This window comes from Rhodobacteraceae bacterium IMCC1335 (assembly GCA_039640495.1).
In the GTDB taxonomy this organism is placed as follows: Bacteria; Pseudomonadota; Alphaproteobacteria; order Rhodobacterales; family Rhodobacteraceae; genus Thalassovivens.
The window spans coordinates 2,167,612-2,182,644 of the sequence record CP046864.1; the positions used below are offsets into that span (position 1 = coordinate 2,167,612).

The following is a 15,033-nucleotide window of genomic DNA, read 5'->3' on the forward strand; positions in this document are numbered from 1 at the left end:
CTCTTAAAAGTCGCGATTCTTATAGTTATCTAACGCGCGCTGGCGTCCCTCGGCCAGAGAAATAACGGGGTGAGGATATGCCAAATCGGCAGATAAATTCCAGCTTTTTGGTATGGCCTCAAAATAAAGTGAAGCGGTGCGGCTTGGCGCAGGAGACCCCTCGGCCAGCCATTGGCGTTGATACAGGTTTTTTGGATCAAATTTGACCAATTGGGTCTCGGGGTTAAAAACCCGAAAATACGGAGTGGCATCCGGCCCCGACCCTGCAGACCATTGCCAGCCCATCGCGTTGCTGGCCGCGTCCCAATCGATCAAACACGATTCAAACCATCGCAACCCGATACGCCAATCGGTCATCAGATGTTTTGTAAGGAAAGAGGCCACGATCATTCGGCCACGGTTATGCATGCGTCCGGTGACATACATCTCGCGCATCGCGGCGTCTACAAAAGGCACGCCTGTGCGGCCTTGTTTCCACGCCAGCACTGCCGGATCCTGCTCGTCTTTATTCCAAGGAAACCGATCCCAGCCGGGTTTCCAATTTTGCTCCAAAATATGCGGCGTATGATGCATCAGATGATAGGCGAATTCGCGCCAAACAATCTCTTTCAAAAATGTCTCAGCGCCATCTTTGCCATCCTGCAATGCCCTCAGGCCTGCATGCCAGCATTGATAGGGGCTGATTTCCCCAACCGCCAGATTTTCCGAAAGACCAGAGGTGCCCAAAACGGCCGGTACGTCTCTCAACCGATTATATGAGGCAATGTCGGACTGAAAAAAATTGGTCAACCGCGTGTGCGCTGCCTCTTCACCCAGCCTTACATACGGGCGCACGACCACCGCCCCCCGTTGCATCGCAGATCCAAGCGACCAGCCAGACAGGTTTTCTGAAGATGGAAAATTTGCCGGCGCTTGAAGTTTTGTTACCGCTGATAGCGGCGCAGGAATTTCTCGGTTTTTAACCGCATTCCAAAAAGGCGTGTACACCTTATAGTAACCACCTGTCTTGGTTTGCACGCTCCAGGGTTCATGCAGCAATTTACCGCCAAAGCTGCGCGCATGAATCCCAAGATCTTTCAGCTTTCCTTTTATATCGCTATCGCGCTCTACCGATTTAGGGTCATATTCACGCGCCCAAAACACGGCATCGGCGCCGCTTTCCTTGATCAGCGCATGCAAAGTTTCCAGCGCTGCGCCAGATCGAAACGTCAGCCGGCTCCCAACGCTCTGCAACGCCTGATCAAACTGTTCCAAACCCAGCCCAAGGCGCCATTTCGGGGCTGCCCCTAAACGATCCACAGCCGCGTCTCGAATAAACACCGGCAACACCGGCCTGCCCTGCTCGGCCGCAGCAAAAAGCGCTGGATTGTCACTCAGACGTAAATCGCGGCGAACCCAGTAAATAATCGGAGCGTTTTGCTGCACATTCCCTCGCATATTTTTAGCTTTTACGATGCCGCAACCTGATCTGGATCAAAGTAAATCATCTAGTGCATTCAGCAATTTATCAATTTCGGCTTGGTTCGTATAATGAACAAAACTCAGCCGCAACACGCCTTGATCAGGATCAACACCCATCGCGCGCAACGCCCGATTAGCGTAAAAATCTCCATCACCCACCATGATGCCGCGCGCGGCGAGGGCTTTGGCCATGGGCCGCGCCGAAACCCCCAGATCAATCGCAACGGTTGGCGCCCGATTTTCAGCCTTATCAGACCCAAGCAGCCGCACCGCGTTTTTCGCGCGCAAAAGATCAAGCACAGGCTGTAGCAGGCTTTGCTCATGCGCCCGCATCAAATCATGAACCGCCGCGGCGCGCTTCACAGGTGCTGCATCCGTTCTAAAATGTGCCTCATATAGCGCATCAATATAATCCGCCATACCCGCGCAGGCGGCGATTTGCGCATGATCAGGCCCTGCCGGCGTGAACCGTTTGTTAAGATAATCCGAATTGAAAAAATGCCCCTGATTGGGCAATTGCCGCGCCAACGCTTCGCGCACCACCATAATACCCTGATGCGGACCATAGGTTTTATAGGAAGAAAACAGATAGATATCTGCCCCCAATTCGGCAAGGTTTGGCAGGCCATGCGGCGCATAGCTCACCCCGTCTACGCAGGCGAAAGATCCATTTGCATGTATCAAAGAAACAATCTGCGAAACCGGGTTCACTTGCCCCACCACGTTTGAGCAATGCGGAAAACACACCAATTTTACGTTTCGGTCCAACAGCCTCTCTAAATCGGCAATATCCAATTGGCCGGTTAAAGCGTTTAAACTCCATTCTTTGACAATGATTCCCGCATCTTTTAGCCGCCGCCACGCCCCTGAATTGGCTTCATGATCCTGATTGGTTACAATAATTGCGTCGCCTGTTGCCAAAAAAGCCCTGAAAGCCTGTGCAAGCACATAAGTGTTCTGGGTCGTTGATGGCCCAAAACTGAGCTCATGGGCCGCAACACCCATCATGGCGGATAAACGCGCACCCGCTTCATCCATCTCGGCGCCACCCAGCTCAGAAACTGCATAAGCCCCATAGGGTTGAACTTTACGCTGCGTGTAAAAACGGAACAAACGATCGATCACCTGCTGACAGGTGTAAGAGCCGCCGGCATTCTCAAAAAATGCCTGCCCCTGCAAAGCAGCTTCGCTAAAAGCGGGAAATTGAGATCTTACAAACGCACAATCAAGCATGGCAGCCCCGGTACAATGAGAGGAAGACAGGACCCAATTTTAGCCCCAGTTACAAGCCTATTCGACCAAGCCACCCCCCAATTTTCACAGATTGACCAAATTTATACTTTTGTATATAAAGACGATACCAAAGACTATTTATTAAAGAATATTTTTAAATACGCCCATGTAGCAGCCAGTGGCCAACCATGAGTGCAGCGAAATAAACGTAAAAAAAACTGATAAGATTTAAGGGTTAAGCGGCAAACTAATCTAAACGCAAAGCTAAAAAGTTTTGTTAGACAAGATCGTTTACCAGTAAAAAGGATAACAAAATGGCCACAAAGCCAGCATTAATGAACCTTCCAATAGAAACATCTGATACGGGGTTTTATTCCGGATTCAGCAAGGACGTCACCATCAGTGCGAAAATATTGGTAACCGCGCTGATTATTTGGGCGGTTGTTTTTCCAGAAAACGCCAGCAATGTCCTAAGCGCCTTAAATTCGTTTCTGTTAACCAATTTTGCCAGTTGGTATATCTTCGTCATCGCCTTCTATGTTGTGGTTTGTTTGTTATTTGCCTTGGTTCCAAGCTCGGGCAAGCTCTTGCTTGGCAGACCCGGCGACACACCCGAATTTTCGAATTTTTCTTGGTTTTCGATGATGTTCGGCGCTGGGATCGGCATCGGAATGCTCACCTTTGCAACCGCCGAACCAATTTATCACTTTGGTAATAATCCCGACGTCATTCGCGGATTGTCCACAGGATATGACGCCGATAATGTGCGCGCGGCTTACCGCTGGTCATTCTTGCATTGGGGCATCTCTGCTTGGGCCTGCTATGCGTTGGTCGGCCTAGCGCTGGCGTATTTCTCTTATCGGCGTAACCTGCCCCTCACCATTCGATCCGGTCTTGCGCCTTTATTCGGCAAAAGCCTTTCGGGACCGGTCGGCAGCATTATTGACATCGTAGCCGTTGTGGCCACGGTGCTTGGCGTGGCCCAAACCTTGGGCTTTGGCGTTCAGCAATTTATTGCAGGCTTGCACCGTGTGGGTATCGGAGACTGGGTGTTAAACGCGGAAGGCACGGCCTCGACCGCCGGTATCATCCTTGCGCTTTTGGTGATAATGGGCGCCTCAACCCTATCGGCGCTTTCAGGCGTGGGCAAAGGGATCAAATGGCTTTCAAACATCAATATGGGTCTAAGCTTTTTCATATTGTTCTTTTTCCTTGTCTTCGGCAGCACATTTTTTGGCCTGCAGGCGCTGATCGTTGGCATGTTTGATTATTTTGTCACGCTTCCGAAAACCTTATTCACCGTCTGGAAGGCTGGCGGCAGTGAAACCGGCGATGCGTTAAGCGCGTGGCAAGGCGCCTGGTCGGTATTTTACTGGGCTTGGTGGATCGCTTTTGCACCTTTTGTTGGTGTTTTCCTTGCCCGAATTTCAAAAGGCCGCACCATTCGCGAATATGTCTTGGGCGCAATGCTTATTCCCGCCACCATGTGTTTTATTTGGTTTGCCATCGTAGGGGGAACCGCCGTTGATTTAACGCTGGATGGCACCGCTGGCGACAGCATCATCACGGCGGGTTCACAAGCACAGCTTTTTGTGATGCTCGACGTTATTCTTAGCAGCTCGCAGGCCTGGATGATGGCGGTTGTCGTGGTGATCCTCTTGCTGACCTATTTGGTCACCTCAGCCGATTCCGCGGTCTTGATCATTAACACCATCAATTCCGGTGGCGATGAAGGGCCCAAAGGGCGCCCGCATATTATCTTTTGGGGCTCGGCTTTGGGCTTGGTGGTTGGCGCGTTGTTGATTGTCGGGGGGTTAGAGGCAATCCAAACGGCTATGGTGATTGGCGCCCTGCCCTTCAGTTTGGTGATGGCATTGATGGGGATCGCGCTGATAAAGGCTATTTATAGAGACAGCATACGCCAAAAGGCCGGCGTCGAGATTATTTTTGACCCAAGCGCGGATGCGCACGCCAAAGCCGAAAAACCAGATACGATTTGACCATAAAAGGTGCGGGATCACTAGACGCCCGCGCCTGTTTTAAATCGCATTTCCAACCAGTGAAAGGAAAGCAAATGAAACATTGGATTTTTTGGCTTATCGCTGGCGTAGTGTCTCTTTTGGGCGGGTTTACCGCCTTGGCGAACCCTTTGGCGGCTTCTTTGACCGCTGAGCTTTTGGCTGGTTAGTCATTTATATTAGTAGGCGTGATTATGCTGTTCTCAGCCTTCGGCGATCAGGGCTGGGGCGCGCGCATTTCAACAGTGCTTTTGGGCCTGCTTGTCTTGTTCATTGGTGTCAACTTGATTGCACATCCATTGCGCGGCCTGATATCGATAACCTATGCCGTTGCCGTCGTCATGATGATCGTAGGTATCGTTCGTCTGATTTTTGCTTTCAGTGACGAACTTCGTCCCTTCCGTTTGATAATGGTCATTTCAGGCGCTCTGTCGATCATACTGGCGATGATGATTTTCTCCAACTTTCCGCAATCTGCAGCGGTGGTATTGGGCGTCTTTCTGGCCATCGAACTGATCTCAAACGGTGTAGCACTGATCGCGATTGTGCTGGCCCGCAAATCCGAAACTTCAGCGGAGGTGTAAGCAAATGAAACAGTGGCTTCTTTGGTTCTTTGTGGGAGCTGCGTCATTTGTTGGCAGGCTACTCGCCTTCTCCATCCGATGTCCGCTTCGATTGCGACAACAACATGTACTGGTTGGGCACCGCTGATTGTAGCGGCGGTGAAGGGCTATTCAGCCTAGAAACCGCAGGGATTACGTGAAATTGCTGGCGCTGCGCTTGTGAAAGCTTGTCTACTGCTCATAGGGGTTATCTTGCTTTGAGGTCCAATGGGCCTGATGGTGATTTCATCTAAAGTATACCCGCCCTTCTTCTAGCCGTCTCTGGCGAGGCTATCCTGTGGGTGCCTCGTTTACTTCGTTCCGACCCGTGCTCGACCACGTTAAACCATGAAACGGGTTTCTTGTTCGATCTTCCTTTAATGGCGGACAGCGTGAGCACTGGTTTTTACGGGCCACTTGAAACTGGCAGCTCTCCACCGAAACTGACTCGGGAAAACAAATAATTTGGCGAGAGGCTCAAGAAGATGCTCAAATCGCTGTTTATCAAGAAGAGTCCGGGGGCAACCTGGTTTCAACAAATGACAATCGTGATCGAAAGCTCCGCCCGAGCAAGGTTTTGACACCTCGCGGCGGAGCTTTTTAAAGGGCTCTACCCATTCACATCCACAACCACGCGCCCTTGCACTTGACCTTTCAGGATTTGAGCCCCCACTTGGGGCATATCAGCCAACACCGCCGGGCTGATCATCGCCTCAAGCTTGTCCATCGGTAAATCTTTGCCGATCCGCTGCCAGGCGCGAAGCCTATTTTCATAAGTCTGCATAACCGAATCGATGCCCAAGAGGTTAATGCCTCTCAATAAAAATGGGATAACGCTAGCGGGCAGTTTCGCACCGCCCGCATTGCCAATCGCAGCGGCCGAACCGCCATAAACCAATTGGCCTAAAACGCGGGCCAGCATTTCGCCGCCAACCGCATCCACAATCCCCGCCCAACGCGCCGACTCCATCGGCCGTTTGATCGCCTCATTCACCTCATCGCGCGGTATGATTTCGCTGACCCCCAATGATTTTAGATAGGATTCGCTTTCAGGTCGCCCCGTCACGCCGGCGATGTTATACCCTAAATTCGACAATATCGCGACTGCAATTGAGCCCACGCCTCCCGCGGCGCCTGTCACCAAAACCGTACCTTTCTCAGGTGTAAGACCGTGATCTTCAAGCGCAAGAATACCAAACATCGCAGCGAGGCCCGCGGTGCCAACGCCCATCGCTTGTCGCGGTGTCACGCCATCGGGTAGCGGCACAAGCCAATCGGCCTTCACACGCGCTTTTTGAGAGAAGCCCCCCCAATGTGCTTCGCCAACGCGCCAACCGGTCAGAACCACCTTATCACCTGCGGAATAACGGGGATCTTGCGAGCTCTCAACCGTTCCGGCAAAATCGATCCCCGGCACGTGCGGATAATTGCGCACCAAACCACCGCCATTGGCGGTAAAGCATAAACCATCTTTGTAATTCACCGTGGAATATTCCACCGCAACGGTCACCTCCCCATCTGGCAATTGCTCTTCGGACAACGCTTTTATCCCAGCGGTTACCGTTCCATCTTCGTCTTTTTCAATCAAAACTGCATTGAACATAGGTTTTCCTTTAAATCCAAAATTTCTCATGCACGCGCGCTGCGCGCACGCCATCTTTTGTCATCACATCAACATCGGTGCCGGCGTCCCAATGTGTCATCCGCACCATACCGATCGCAACATTGGTTTTAAAGTCAGGAGACCAAGCGGCTGAACTGACAGCGCCGACTTGTTTGCCTTTGACCATCACCGGCCAGAGCTGATCGCAAGAGCCTACGGGCCCTCCCTCAATTTCGAGCGCACGAATCTGTTTTACAGGGCCTTCTTTGGCAACCCGCAACAGCGCGTCGCGCCCGATGCACCCAATCGCCGTTTGCGTGTTGCAAAACTTACCCAAACCACATTCATGGGGTGTGTTTTGCATTGTCATATCATTGCCATAACTCAGCAAACCACCCTCAATCCGCTCAATCAAATTTGGGCAACCCGCCCACACATCATACGGCCTTCCAGCCTCCATCAACGCGTTCCAAAGATCCATCCCGATATCCGAGCCTTCGACATAAATTTCAAATCCGCCTTGTTTTGAATATCCCGACCGCGCAATAACCAAGGTGCGGCCTTGGAAATCAAACATCCCATACCGAAAAAACTTAATATCGCGAATAGCATCCCCAAAAACGCTCGCCATCAAATCATCCGCCTTTGGGCCTTGAATGGCCAAAGGAGAGATATCAGGCTCATCCACCAAAACATCAAGACGCAAAGAATGCGCGATCGCTTTAACCCAATACAGCAGGTCACTATCGGCAATGGAAATCCACCAACGCTCATCCGAAATCTTGACGGAAACCGGATCATTCAGCATCCCACCGGTTTCATCCACGATCGGCACGTAAAAACACTGCCCCGCCAGCATTGATCGCAAATCCCGAGGGGTCAGCATCTGCATTAAACGCCCTGCATCAGGGCCGCGCAGTTCAATCTGGCGTTCGCAGGCCACATCCCAGATCTGCACCGCAGATTTGAGATGATGGTAATCTTCTTCGATCGAACGAAACATCGTTGGCAACAGCATATGGTTATAAACCGTATATGCTTTCACCCCCGCAGCTTCCACGCCATCAGAGAACGGAGTGCGCCGCAAACGGCGCGAAGGAGAAATCAAAGCCATCGTTATTCAACCTTTGACAAAAATGGGAATACCCAAAAATTTACGAAAAGAGCCGCTATTTCGGCCCATGCCAATCAATTTGACAAATTTCAGCTGACTTGCCGCCAAAATCCCAAACACGCCCAAAGTCGCGCACTTTTGATTTTAAACCGCGCGCCGCAACAATATTCGGACCCATCCAATATTTGGAATTTTGGATCATAACCGGGCTGTCCGCATCTTTGCCTTCCAAAGCTTCAATCTCGCCAGCGATTTTTCGGCCGATATACAGCCCGCGGCGATTGCCTTCGCGCATTATTTCCACTTTTTCACGCTCGGCGCCAATAATCTCAGACACTAGCATGGTAAATAACCCCGTCGTTCCACCAGCCGCACCGCTGAAAATTTTCAGCAACCCATTATAGGCGGTTTGGTTGGCGCGCTCATCGATATAGGCCGCCACTTTCCACTGGCCCTCGCCCATCCGCCCTGGGATGTCGACAAGCAGACCAATATTCAAACCTGATAGGCTTTCACCTTGATAATGGCCCTCATCGATCACGACCGCCATCCAAGCATGGCAATGCCCTTCCGTGGGCGGATGCGCGCCTAAAGACACCACGCAGGGGCAAAAGACAGTGCAAGAGCAATTCATAAACAACTCGCCCTTAATCGCCCAATCCGTGGGATTCATCTTCCGGCGTTTGGGATTATCCATGCGCTGATCAATTCTCTGACTGATCGGCAACCTATCCGCATCTGGACGTTTTTTAACCGCCATTTTTCATCACTCCCATTTACAAATTTACCCTGCAACGGCGAGAACACCGCCGCCCAAGATCAACAAAATACCCATCGGCTTTGTAACCCGCTGTCCTATTTGAGGCAATTTTTCCAGAACCATGAATAAAGTCGCAGTCCCCATCCACAGCAAGCTCATAACGCCCCCGACAAACCCCAAAGCCATAAAGCCCCAACAACAGCCCACGCAAAATGCACCAAGGCCCAGGCCCATACGAACGCCGCCTTTAAAACCCGGCTTCCACTTCCCTAAGAAATACAAGCTTGGGCTGTGGCAAACCCCATGACACAGCTCTTTCATGCGGGTGAATTGAAACGCGCCAACGGCAACCAACAACGCAACGGAGACTGCTTTTGATTTGGCTATCCCCAACATGTCGACGATGCCTTGATAAAGCATCAACAATTGAACTGATGCAATCGCCGCAGCAAACGCCAGCCAGATGATTATATAGCCCAAAACCACGCCCAGCCAACCGGCCCGCGTGCCATCCGCACTGATCACCAAATCCTCATAACTGCGCAAGGTCGGCACCATGGTGGGCAGCATCATCGCCGCCATCATGATCGCCCACATTCCAAATACCGGGGTAAACCGCGCCATCGGCATCGGCATTCCCATACTCGGGTCCAAACCACGCATTTTTTCGGCCATCATACCCGGCCGTCCAATCAGATCCAGCCCCATGGACAGACTCATATCAAACAAAACCCACCACGCCAGCAGAATACAGGCAAAGAAACCAAGCCAAAATACGTTTCTAAAAGGAATTAGTTTTTGGTTCATAAAGTAGACCTGTTAATATGATCGCTGAGGCAGGGTCAAATACCGACTCACAGATAGAACTTGCGTTTTTAATGTCAGACTTTTAATTGTCTGACAAATGAAAATTGATCCCACAAAAAATGCTGATTACTCAGCCCAAATCGCAAAGGCCATTCGCGACGCGATTATAAGCGGTCAGTTGAACGTGAATGATCGGTTGCCCTCAGAAGCCGAGCTGGCCGAGCAATTCGAAGTCTCGCGCCCCACCGTGCGCGAAGCGTTAAAACGGCTGGCCGCCCAATCTTTGATCCGCACGCAGCGCGGCGCGTTTGGCGGGGCTTTTATCAACCAGATCAGCTATGAAGAGGCCCATAGCCAACAAATCACCACCTCAACGCTGCTTTTATCGATGAATGATGTCAGCTTTGACGTGGCCTGCGAGGCGCGGTTTGCGCTTGAACGCTCTTGCGCGCCTTTCGCCGCCCAGCGCCGAACGGCAGACCAGTTGGCAACCATGCGCGCTGAAATACACCGTCAAACCCAACCGGGCTTAAGCGATGAAGGCTGGTGTGCGTCAGATGTGACCTTTCATCGGGCCTTGGTGGAATCGGCGCATAACGTGATCCTATCTTATCAATTAGCCGGAGCTGTTGAAGCGATGCAGCCGCTGATGAATATGATCACCTTTACCGCGCGTAACCGAGAAAAAATCATCAGTTTGCATACAGATATCGCAGATGCGCTTGAACAACGTAATCAACAGCAGATAGAACATGCGTTACTGGCGCTAAGCGATTATACGAAAAACCTGGCGGATAATGTGTTTGCAGCCAAGCAAAAAATCAAAGCCGACATTGATAGCCAAAAAGCTCAAGCCTGATTGAAAGATCTAAGCTTGGAAAAGTCTTAAATCTAGGTGGTCACGGCATTGCCTATTGAAATCAGCCCAAGCCTATAATATTCTAACACTGTTCTTTGGAACTATGAACATAAACGCGCTCATAATAACCGGATCGGACCCGGGGGCGGTACCCGGCGACTCCACCAAAAACCGTTCATTTGGCGGCTGAGGGGTCGAAATAGGATCGACGAACGTGTAAAAGGGTTAGCTTTGTTTCGGCGAGATACCACCGTATCGGTTCAAAATGTACAATTGCAAATGACAATCGTGCTCCAATGGCGATGGCCGCGTAAGCGACCGGAACTATTGAAAACTTAAGCCCTAACGCTTTGCAGCCTTAGGCGGGGTTCGAAGGCACCTGGCAACAGAAGCCTTCACTTTTCCTTTGATGTGTGAAGATAGCGCTTGCTATGGAGCCGAATCCGGCACAGCGGGGGCTTGAAAACAGCCTTTCATTTTCTAAGATTTACAACGGCGGCACACCATGATTGCGCTGAGAAAGTTTCTTGCAAACGCTGAAAATTGAATACGCCAAAAGAGGAAAATGCTCCCTTTTGGCAATCATCAGGTCAAAATCTGTTGAAAATCGCGGCCAATTGCCAAAACTTCGCTGCGGATATGTGGTGAGGCGGCAAAACACAGTCTCGACCAGATGCGTTTAGGTGCTGTTCGCGCTCAACGCCATCTAAATAAAAAAAACATCCCCCCTCGCGCTTTTGATCTATGCAGGCTTTGCACCAATCGCCAATCAGAAATAATTTGGGTTCAATTAAATTCGAAATATTTAGATCTCTTTCGACGCCATATAACTTTGGGAAAAATCAGTTGTCAGAAATACCAAATTGATAATTATGCCGTGGCATTATTACCAAGCCACAGTGATTTTAAGGGCAAAGGGCCATAACCAGAGCTACTGAAATACACGCGCCTGTAAGATGTGTCATTAACCCCATATGCATTCTTATTTACCTCTGAAAAGCTATTTTAGCTCAAAAATAACCGACTGTTTTTTAAAACTCACTAAAATCAAACCTCAAATGTCCCCGTCAGAACAAATCTTACGATCTTTACAAAAGCGAGGTAGATCAAAACCACAACTGCGCGGCCACACACCCGCCAAAATTTATCAAAAAATCGCCTTCGATGAACCAAAGGCAGGGTGGAAGCAACTTGTTTTCACAAAATTTGACCGCGGCGCCCTGCCCTATTGGAACATCCTCACAAATATAAACCGCGTGACTTTTCAGTGTGGCATGCGGCTGATTTATCAAATGAAGCCAAGAATTTTCGGCTAAGCTGCAATACAAATTTAGACATAGTACTCTCCTTTATCTGCCACAGAGATAGTGCAGATCTCGCAGGTTAGTTAGATCTGCCGATACATACCCGCTATGCAAAAACAACTGGGCATTCTATCAAGCCGCAGGCCGATTTCTGCCATTCGCAATTTGTTACAGCCCCTCAGGCAACCTGTTCAAAACCAAAACTATCTGCAAGACTGTTGCAAGATGTGATGGAGACGTGAGAGGGGGCGCAAATGATCGCCATAATTTTTGAAGTTATACCAGCAGCTGGGCGCAAGCAGGATTATCTAGATATCGCCGCCGCTATGCGCCCGATGGTAGAAGAGATTGAAGGCTTTATAAGCGTTGAGCGCTTTCAGAGCATGAGCAACCCCGACAAGCTCTTATCTATTTCCTTTTTTGAAGATCAAGCCGCCGTCGACCGATGGCGCGCGCTGGCCGAGCATCGGGCCGCGCAAAGATTGGGTCGAGAAGGGATATTTTCAGATTACCGGCTGAAAGTCACCCATGTTTTGCGGGATTATGGCATGCACCAGCGTGCTGAAGCGCCCGCAGACAGCCGTTCCCATCATGATACTTAAAAACGGTCTTCTTGCATTTTGCGCCGATGTTGGGGATTTACCGCCGCCTTCGGACAGGGCGCACATTTTGTAAAATGTCTTCTCGGATATTCCTAAACTCTGCTTCGGCATGCCACGAAAATCGGCCGTAGACCCGCGATTATCAGCTTAAATCGAAAATCTTTGGGATTTGTCGCCGAGCACTCTTTCACAATGCGCAAAACCTTTTATTGTGGGTGCAAATAAGCAGGGGATCGAGATGAACGGCGGTTTAGACTACGGAAATATCATGAATCGGGCGATGCGCGGCTTTATAAAAGAAGTTTTGCAACGCGTGGCCGATAACGGGCTTCCAGGAGAGCATCATTTCTTCATTACCTTGGATACAATGCATCCTGATGTTGAAATCGCCGATTGGCTGGTAACGCGTTATCCCGACGAAATCACCATCGTCATGCAGCATTGGTTCGAAAACCTCGTGGTTCAAGAGGATGGATTTTCCGTAACGCTCAGCTTTGGCGATGAACCCGAAGCGCTTTATATCCCCTATGCCTCGATTATAACCTTCGTGGATCCCTCAGTCGAATTCGGAGTTCGGTTTGAAAAAAACGATGAGGAGGATTCTGATGAAGACTTGGATCCCCAGGAAACGCCAGAAAGACCGCTGGAGGTTCTTGGATTAAATGAGCCCGAGCTTAAGAAATCCAACAGCGACACACAAAAAGCAGATGTGGTCAGCTTGGACAGCTTTCGGAAATAAATACGCCGCTTAAACCAAACAAAATAAACCCTTAAATTTATATAAAGCGGGATATTGCTCAGGCAGCAACTCGACTTTAAAAGCGATAGAAATAACCCAAACCGGAGATCCCCCCATGACAGAGACCAGAACAGAAACCGACAGCTTTGGTCCGTTAGAGGTTGATCATACCAAATATTGGGGCGCCCAAACGCAACGCTCGATCTTAAACTTCCCGATCGGATGGGAGCGCCAGCCTATTGCAATTATTCGCGCCTTAGGGGTGATTAAGCGCGCCTGCGCAGAAGCCAATCTAGAACTTGGCAGTTTGGACAGCGCGCGCGCAACCGCGATCATCGAGGCGGCTACGGAAGTGATCGACGGCAAGTTTGACGATAATTTTCCCTTGGTGGTTTGGCAGACGGGCTCGGGCACCCAATCCAACATGAATGCAAATGAAGTAATCGCCAATAGAGCGATCGAGCTGATGGGTGGCACGATCGGCTCAAAAGAGCCGGTGCATCCCAATGATCACTGCAATATGGGCCAATCCTCAAATGATACATTCCCAACCGCCATGCATATTGCCACCGCGATGACTGCCGAAAAGGTTTTGCTGCCCGGTTTGCAAAAACTGCATAAGGCCCTTTTGGTGAAAATTGAGGCCTTTGAGGGCATCATCAAAATTGGCCGCACGCATACCCAAGATGCAACGCCGCTGACTTTATCACAGGAGTTTTCAGGCTATGCGCATCAAGTTGCGATGGCGATCAAGCGGATCAAAACCAGCCTTACAGATATTTATGAATTGGCCCAAGGCGGTACCGCGGTGGGTACCGGCCTGAATACCAAACATGGTTGGGATGTTCTTGTCGCCCGCAATATGGCGAAAATCACGGGTTTGCCCTTTGTGACAGCGCCAAATAAATTCGAGGCCTTGGCAGCGCATGATGCGATGGTAGAAATATCGGGCAGCTTAAAAACAGCGGCAGCCAGCTTGTTTAAAATTGCCAATGACATTCGTTTGCTCGGCTCAGGCCCCCGCTGCGGGCTTGGTGAATTGATCTTGCCCGAGAATGAACCTGGCAGTTCGATCATGCCGGGCAAAGTAAACCCAACACAATGCGAAGCCCTCACGCAAGTCTGCGCGCAAGTGTTTGGCAATGATGCCGCTGTCGGGTTTGCTGGTAGCCAAGGGCATTTCGAACTGAACGTCTATAAACCCATGATGGCCTATAACGTGTTGCAATCGATGCAGCTGCTTGGCGATGCATGCAATGCCTTCACCGATAATTTGATCGATGGGTTGGAAGCCGATGAAACCCGTATCGACAAACTGATGCGCGAAAGCTTGATGCTGGTCACCGCTTTGGCGCCTGAGATTGGCTATGACAACGCCACAAAAGTTGCCAAAACAGCGCATAAAAACGGCACCACTTTAAAACAAGAAGCCATCGCGCTTGGATTTGTGGATGCAGAAACTTTCGAACGGGTGGTACGCCCAGAAAACATGGTCGGGCCCAAAGCATGAGCCGAGCGATCAATCTCAACCAATTTCGAAAAGCAAAACAAGCCGCTCAGAAAAAAAATGAAGCCGCTGAAAACGCGGTGAAATTTGGGCGGACAAAGGTCCAGAAAAAGGCAGACCAAAATGCGCAAAATCGTCTAGACGCGCATCTTGAGGGGCATAAAATCGATCGATGAGCCTCAAGCCTAAAAAACGCTCATTAACCTTGCGCGGCCATCGCACAAGCGTTTCGCTTGAAGATAGGTTTTGGACCGCTTTTCGCCAAATTGCCGCAGATGAAAACCTGGCCATCAACGCATTGGCAGCCAAAATAGATGAAGAGCGCCCCTTCGAAGAAGGTTTGGCAAGCGCAATTCGCGATTATGTTTTACAATATTATATGCGATTGAGCCGCGATAACGATAATTAACATTCGTTCCTGCGG

Annotated in this window: 14 protein-coding genes and 1 other RNA gene; 9 read left to right on the forward strand and 6 right to left on the reverse strand. The window is 50.3% G+C overall.

Features of this window, described 5'->3' with window-relative positions:
- Positions 1 to 3 precede the first annotated feature (3 nt).
- Complete coding sequence (locus GN241_10295; GenBank protein XAT57717.1) at positions 4 to 1,437, reverse strand: deoxyribodipyrimidine photo-lyase; 1,434 nt, start codon at positions 1,435 to 1,437, stop codon at positions 4 to 6.
- 36 nt (positions 1,438 to 1,473) lie between these two features.
- On the reverse strand, positions 1,474 to 2,694 hold the full coding sequence (locus tag GN241_10300) for an aminotransferase class V-fold PLP-dependent enzyme (GenBank protein ID XAT57718.1): 1,221 nt from the start codon (positions 2,692 to 2,694) through the stop codon (positions 1,474 to 1,476).
- A gap of 314 nt (positions 2,695 to 3,008) precedes the next feature.
- On the opposite strand from GN241_10300, the gene GN241_10305 reads away from it, so the two are divergent.
- Both GN241_10305 and GN241_10310 read left to right on the forward strand, forming a co-directional pair.
- Positions 3,009 to 4,694 (forward strand): BCCT family transporter, encoded by a 1,686-nt coding sequence (locus GN241_10305; GenBank protein ID XAT57719.1) that lies wholly within the window; start codon positions 3,009 to 3,011, stop codon positions 4,692 to 4,694.
- Positions 4,695 to 4,906: 212 nt separating this feature from the next.
- Positions 4,907 to 5,296, forward strand: a complete 390-nt coding sequence (locus tag GN241_10310; protein XAT57720.1) for a hypothetical protein — start codon at positions 4,907 to 4,909, stop codon at positions 5,294 to 5,296.
- Positions 5,297 to 5,924: 628 nt separating this feature from the next.
- Here GN241_10310 and GN241_10315 read toward each other — a convergent pair.
- From GN241_10315 to GN241_10330, 4 genes are read right to left on the reverse strand one after another with little or no spacing between them, the layout of a single operon-like run.
- Complete coding sequence (locus GN241_10315; protein XAT57721.1) at positions 5,925 to 6,917, reverse strand: acryloyl-CoA reductase; 993 nt, start codon at positions 6,915 to 6,917, stop codon at positions 5,925 to 5,927.
- 10 nt (positions 6,918 to 6,927) lie between these two features.
- Positions 6,928 to 8,031, reverse strand: a complete 1,104-nt coding sequence (locus tag GN241_10320) for a dimethylsulfoniopropionate demethylase (GenBank protein ID XAT57722.1) — start codon at positions 8,029 to 8,031, stop codon at positions 6,928 to 6,930.
- A gap of 55 nt (positions 8,032 to 8,086) precedes the next feature.
- On the reverse strand, positions 8,087 to 8,791 hold the full coding sequence (locus tag GN241_10325; protein XAT57723.1) for a DUF1326 domain-containing protein: 705 nt from the start codon (positions 8,789 to 8,791) through the stop codon (positions 8,087 to 8,089).
- Between the two features lie 24 nt (positions 8,792 to 8,815).
- Positions 8,816 to 9,598 (reverse strand): DUF2182 domain-containing protein, encoded by a 783-nt coding sequence (locus GN241_10330; protein ID XAT57724.1) that lies wholly within the window; start codon positions 9,596 to 9,598, stop codon positions 8,816 to 8,818.
- 97 nt (positions 9,599 to 9,695) lie between these two features.
- Here GN241_10330 and GN241_10335 point away from each other — a divergent pair, with 97 nt between their 5' ends.
- The 7 genes from GN241_10335 to GN241_10365 all read left to right on the forward strand — a co-directional run bounded on the left by GN241_10335 (position 9,696) and on the right by GN241_10365 (position 15,018).
- The gene (locus GN241_10335; GenBank protein ID XAT57725.1) at positions 9,696 to 10,457 is read left to right on the forward strand and encodes a GntR family transcriptional regulator; all 762 of its coding nucleotides are present in this window, start codon (positions 9,696 to 9,698) and stop codon (positions 10,455 to 10,457) included.
- 51 nt (positions 10,458 to 10,508) lie between these two features.
- Positions 10,509 to 10,857, forward strand: a transfer-messenger RNA (tmRNA) gene (ssrA, locus tag GN241_10340).
- A gap of 1,158 nt (positions 10,858 to 12,015) precedes the next feature.
- Complete coding sequence (locus tag GN241_10345; protein ID XAT57726.1) at positions 12,016 to 12,363, forward strand: antibiotic biosynthesis monooxygenase; 348 nt, start codon at positions 12,016 to 12,018, stop codon at positions 12,361 to 12,363.
- 238 nt (positions 12,364 to 12,601) lie between these two features.
- Positions 12,602 to 13,102 carry a hypothetical protein gene (locus GN241_10350; GenBank protein ID XAT57727.1) on the forward strand — a complete coding sequence of 167 codons (501 nt, stop codon included), beginning with the start codon at positions 12,602 to 12,604 and terminating at the stop codon, positions 13,100 to 13,102.
- Positions 13,103 to 13,217: 115 nt separating this feature from the next.
- Entirely contained in the window at positions 13,218 to 14,612 is a 1,395-nt protein-coding gene (gene fumC / locus GN241_10355) for a class II fumarate hydratase (protein XAT57728.1), read from the forward strand.
- Positions 14,609 to 14,785 carry a DUF4169 family protein gene (locus GN241_10360; protein ID XAT57729.1) on the forward strand — a complete coding sequence of 59 codons (177 nt, stop codon included), beginning with the start codon at positions 14,609 to 14,611 and terminating at the stop codon, positions 14,783 to 14,785. Before fumC ends, GN241_10360 begins: the two co-directional genes overlap by 4 nt.
- Positions 14,782 to 15,018, forward strand: coding sequence for an aryl-sulfate sulfotransferase (locus GN241_10365; protein ID XAT57730.1), 237 nt, complete (start codon positions 14,782 to 14,784; stop codon positions 15,016 to 15,018). The genes GN241_10360 and GN241_10365 overlap by 4 nt, the downstream gene beginning before the upstream one ends.
- Positions 15,019 to 15,033 lie beyond the last annotated feature (15 nt).

What these genes read in the sequence shown, in the direction of transcription:
- GN241_10295 (XAT57717.1), bottom strand. Translation starts at nt 1,437, where the DNA reads ATGCGAGGGAATGTGCAGCAAAACGCTCCGATTATTTACTGGGTTCGC.
- GN241_10300 (XAT57718.1), bottom strand. Translation starts at nt 2,694, where the DNA reads ATGCTTGATTGTGCGTTTGTAAGATCTCAATTTCCCGCTTTTAGCGAA.
- GN241_10305 (XAT57719.1), top strand. Translation starts at nt 3,009, where the DNA reads ATGGCCACAAAGCCAGCATTAATGAACCTTCCAATAGAAACATCTGAT.
- GN241_10310 (XAT57720.1), top strand. Translation starts at nt 4,907, where the DNA reads ATGCTGTTCTCAGCCTTCGGCGATCAGGGCTGGGGCGCGCGCATTTCA.
- GN241_10315 (XAT57721.1), bottom strand. Translation starts at nt 6,917, where the DNA reads ATGTTCAATGCAGTTTTGATTGAAAAAGACGAAGATGGAACGGTAACC.
- GN241_10320 (XAT57722.1), bottom strand. Translation starts at nt 8,031, where the DNA reads ATGGCTTTGATTTCTCCTTCGCGCCGTTTGCGGCGCACTCCGTTCTCT.
- GN241_10325 (XAT57723.1), bottom strand. Translation starts at nt 8,791, where the DNA reads ATGGCGGTTAAAAAACGTCCAGATGCGGATAGGTTGCCGATCAGTCAG.
- GN241_10330 (XAT57724.1), bottom strand. Translation starts at nt 9,598, where the DNA reads ATGAACCAAAAACTAATTCCTTTTAGAAACGTATTTTGGCTTGGTTTC.
- GN241_10335 (XAT57725.1), top strand. Translation starts at nt 9,696, where the DNA reads ATGAAAATTGATCCCACAAAAAATGCTGATTACTCAGCCCAAATCGCA.
- GN241_10345 (XAT57726.1), top strand. Translation starts at nt 12,016, where the DNA reads ATGATCGCCATAATTTTTGAAGTTATACCAGCAGCTGGGCGCAAGCAG.
- GN241_10350 (XAT57727.1), top strand. Translation starts at nt 12,602, where the DNA reads ATGAACGGCGGTTTAGACTACGGAAATATCATGAATCGGGCGATGCGC.
- fumC (XAT57728.1), top strand. Translation starts at nt 13,218, where the DNA reads ATGACAGAGACCAGAACAGAAACCGACAGCTTTGGTCCGTTAGAGGTT.
- GN241_10360 (XAT57729.1), top strand. Translation starts at nt 14,609, where the DNA reads ATGAGCCGAGCGATCAATCTCAACCAATTTCGAAAAGCAAAACAAGCC.
- GN241_10365 (XAT57730.1), top strand. Translation starts at nt 14,782, where the DNA reads ATGAGCCTCAAGCCTAAAAAACGCTCATTAACCTTGCGCGGCCATCGC.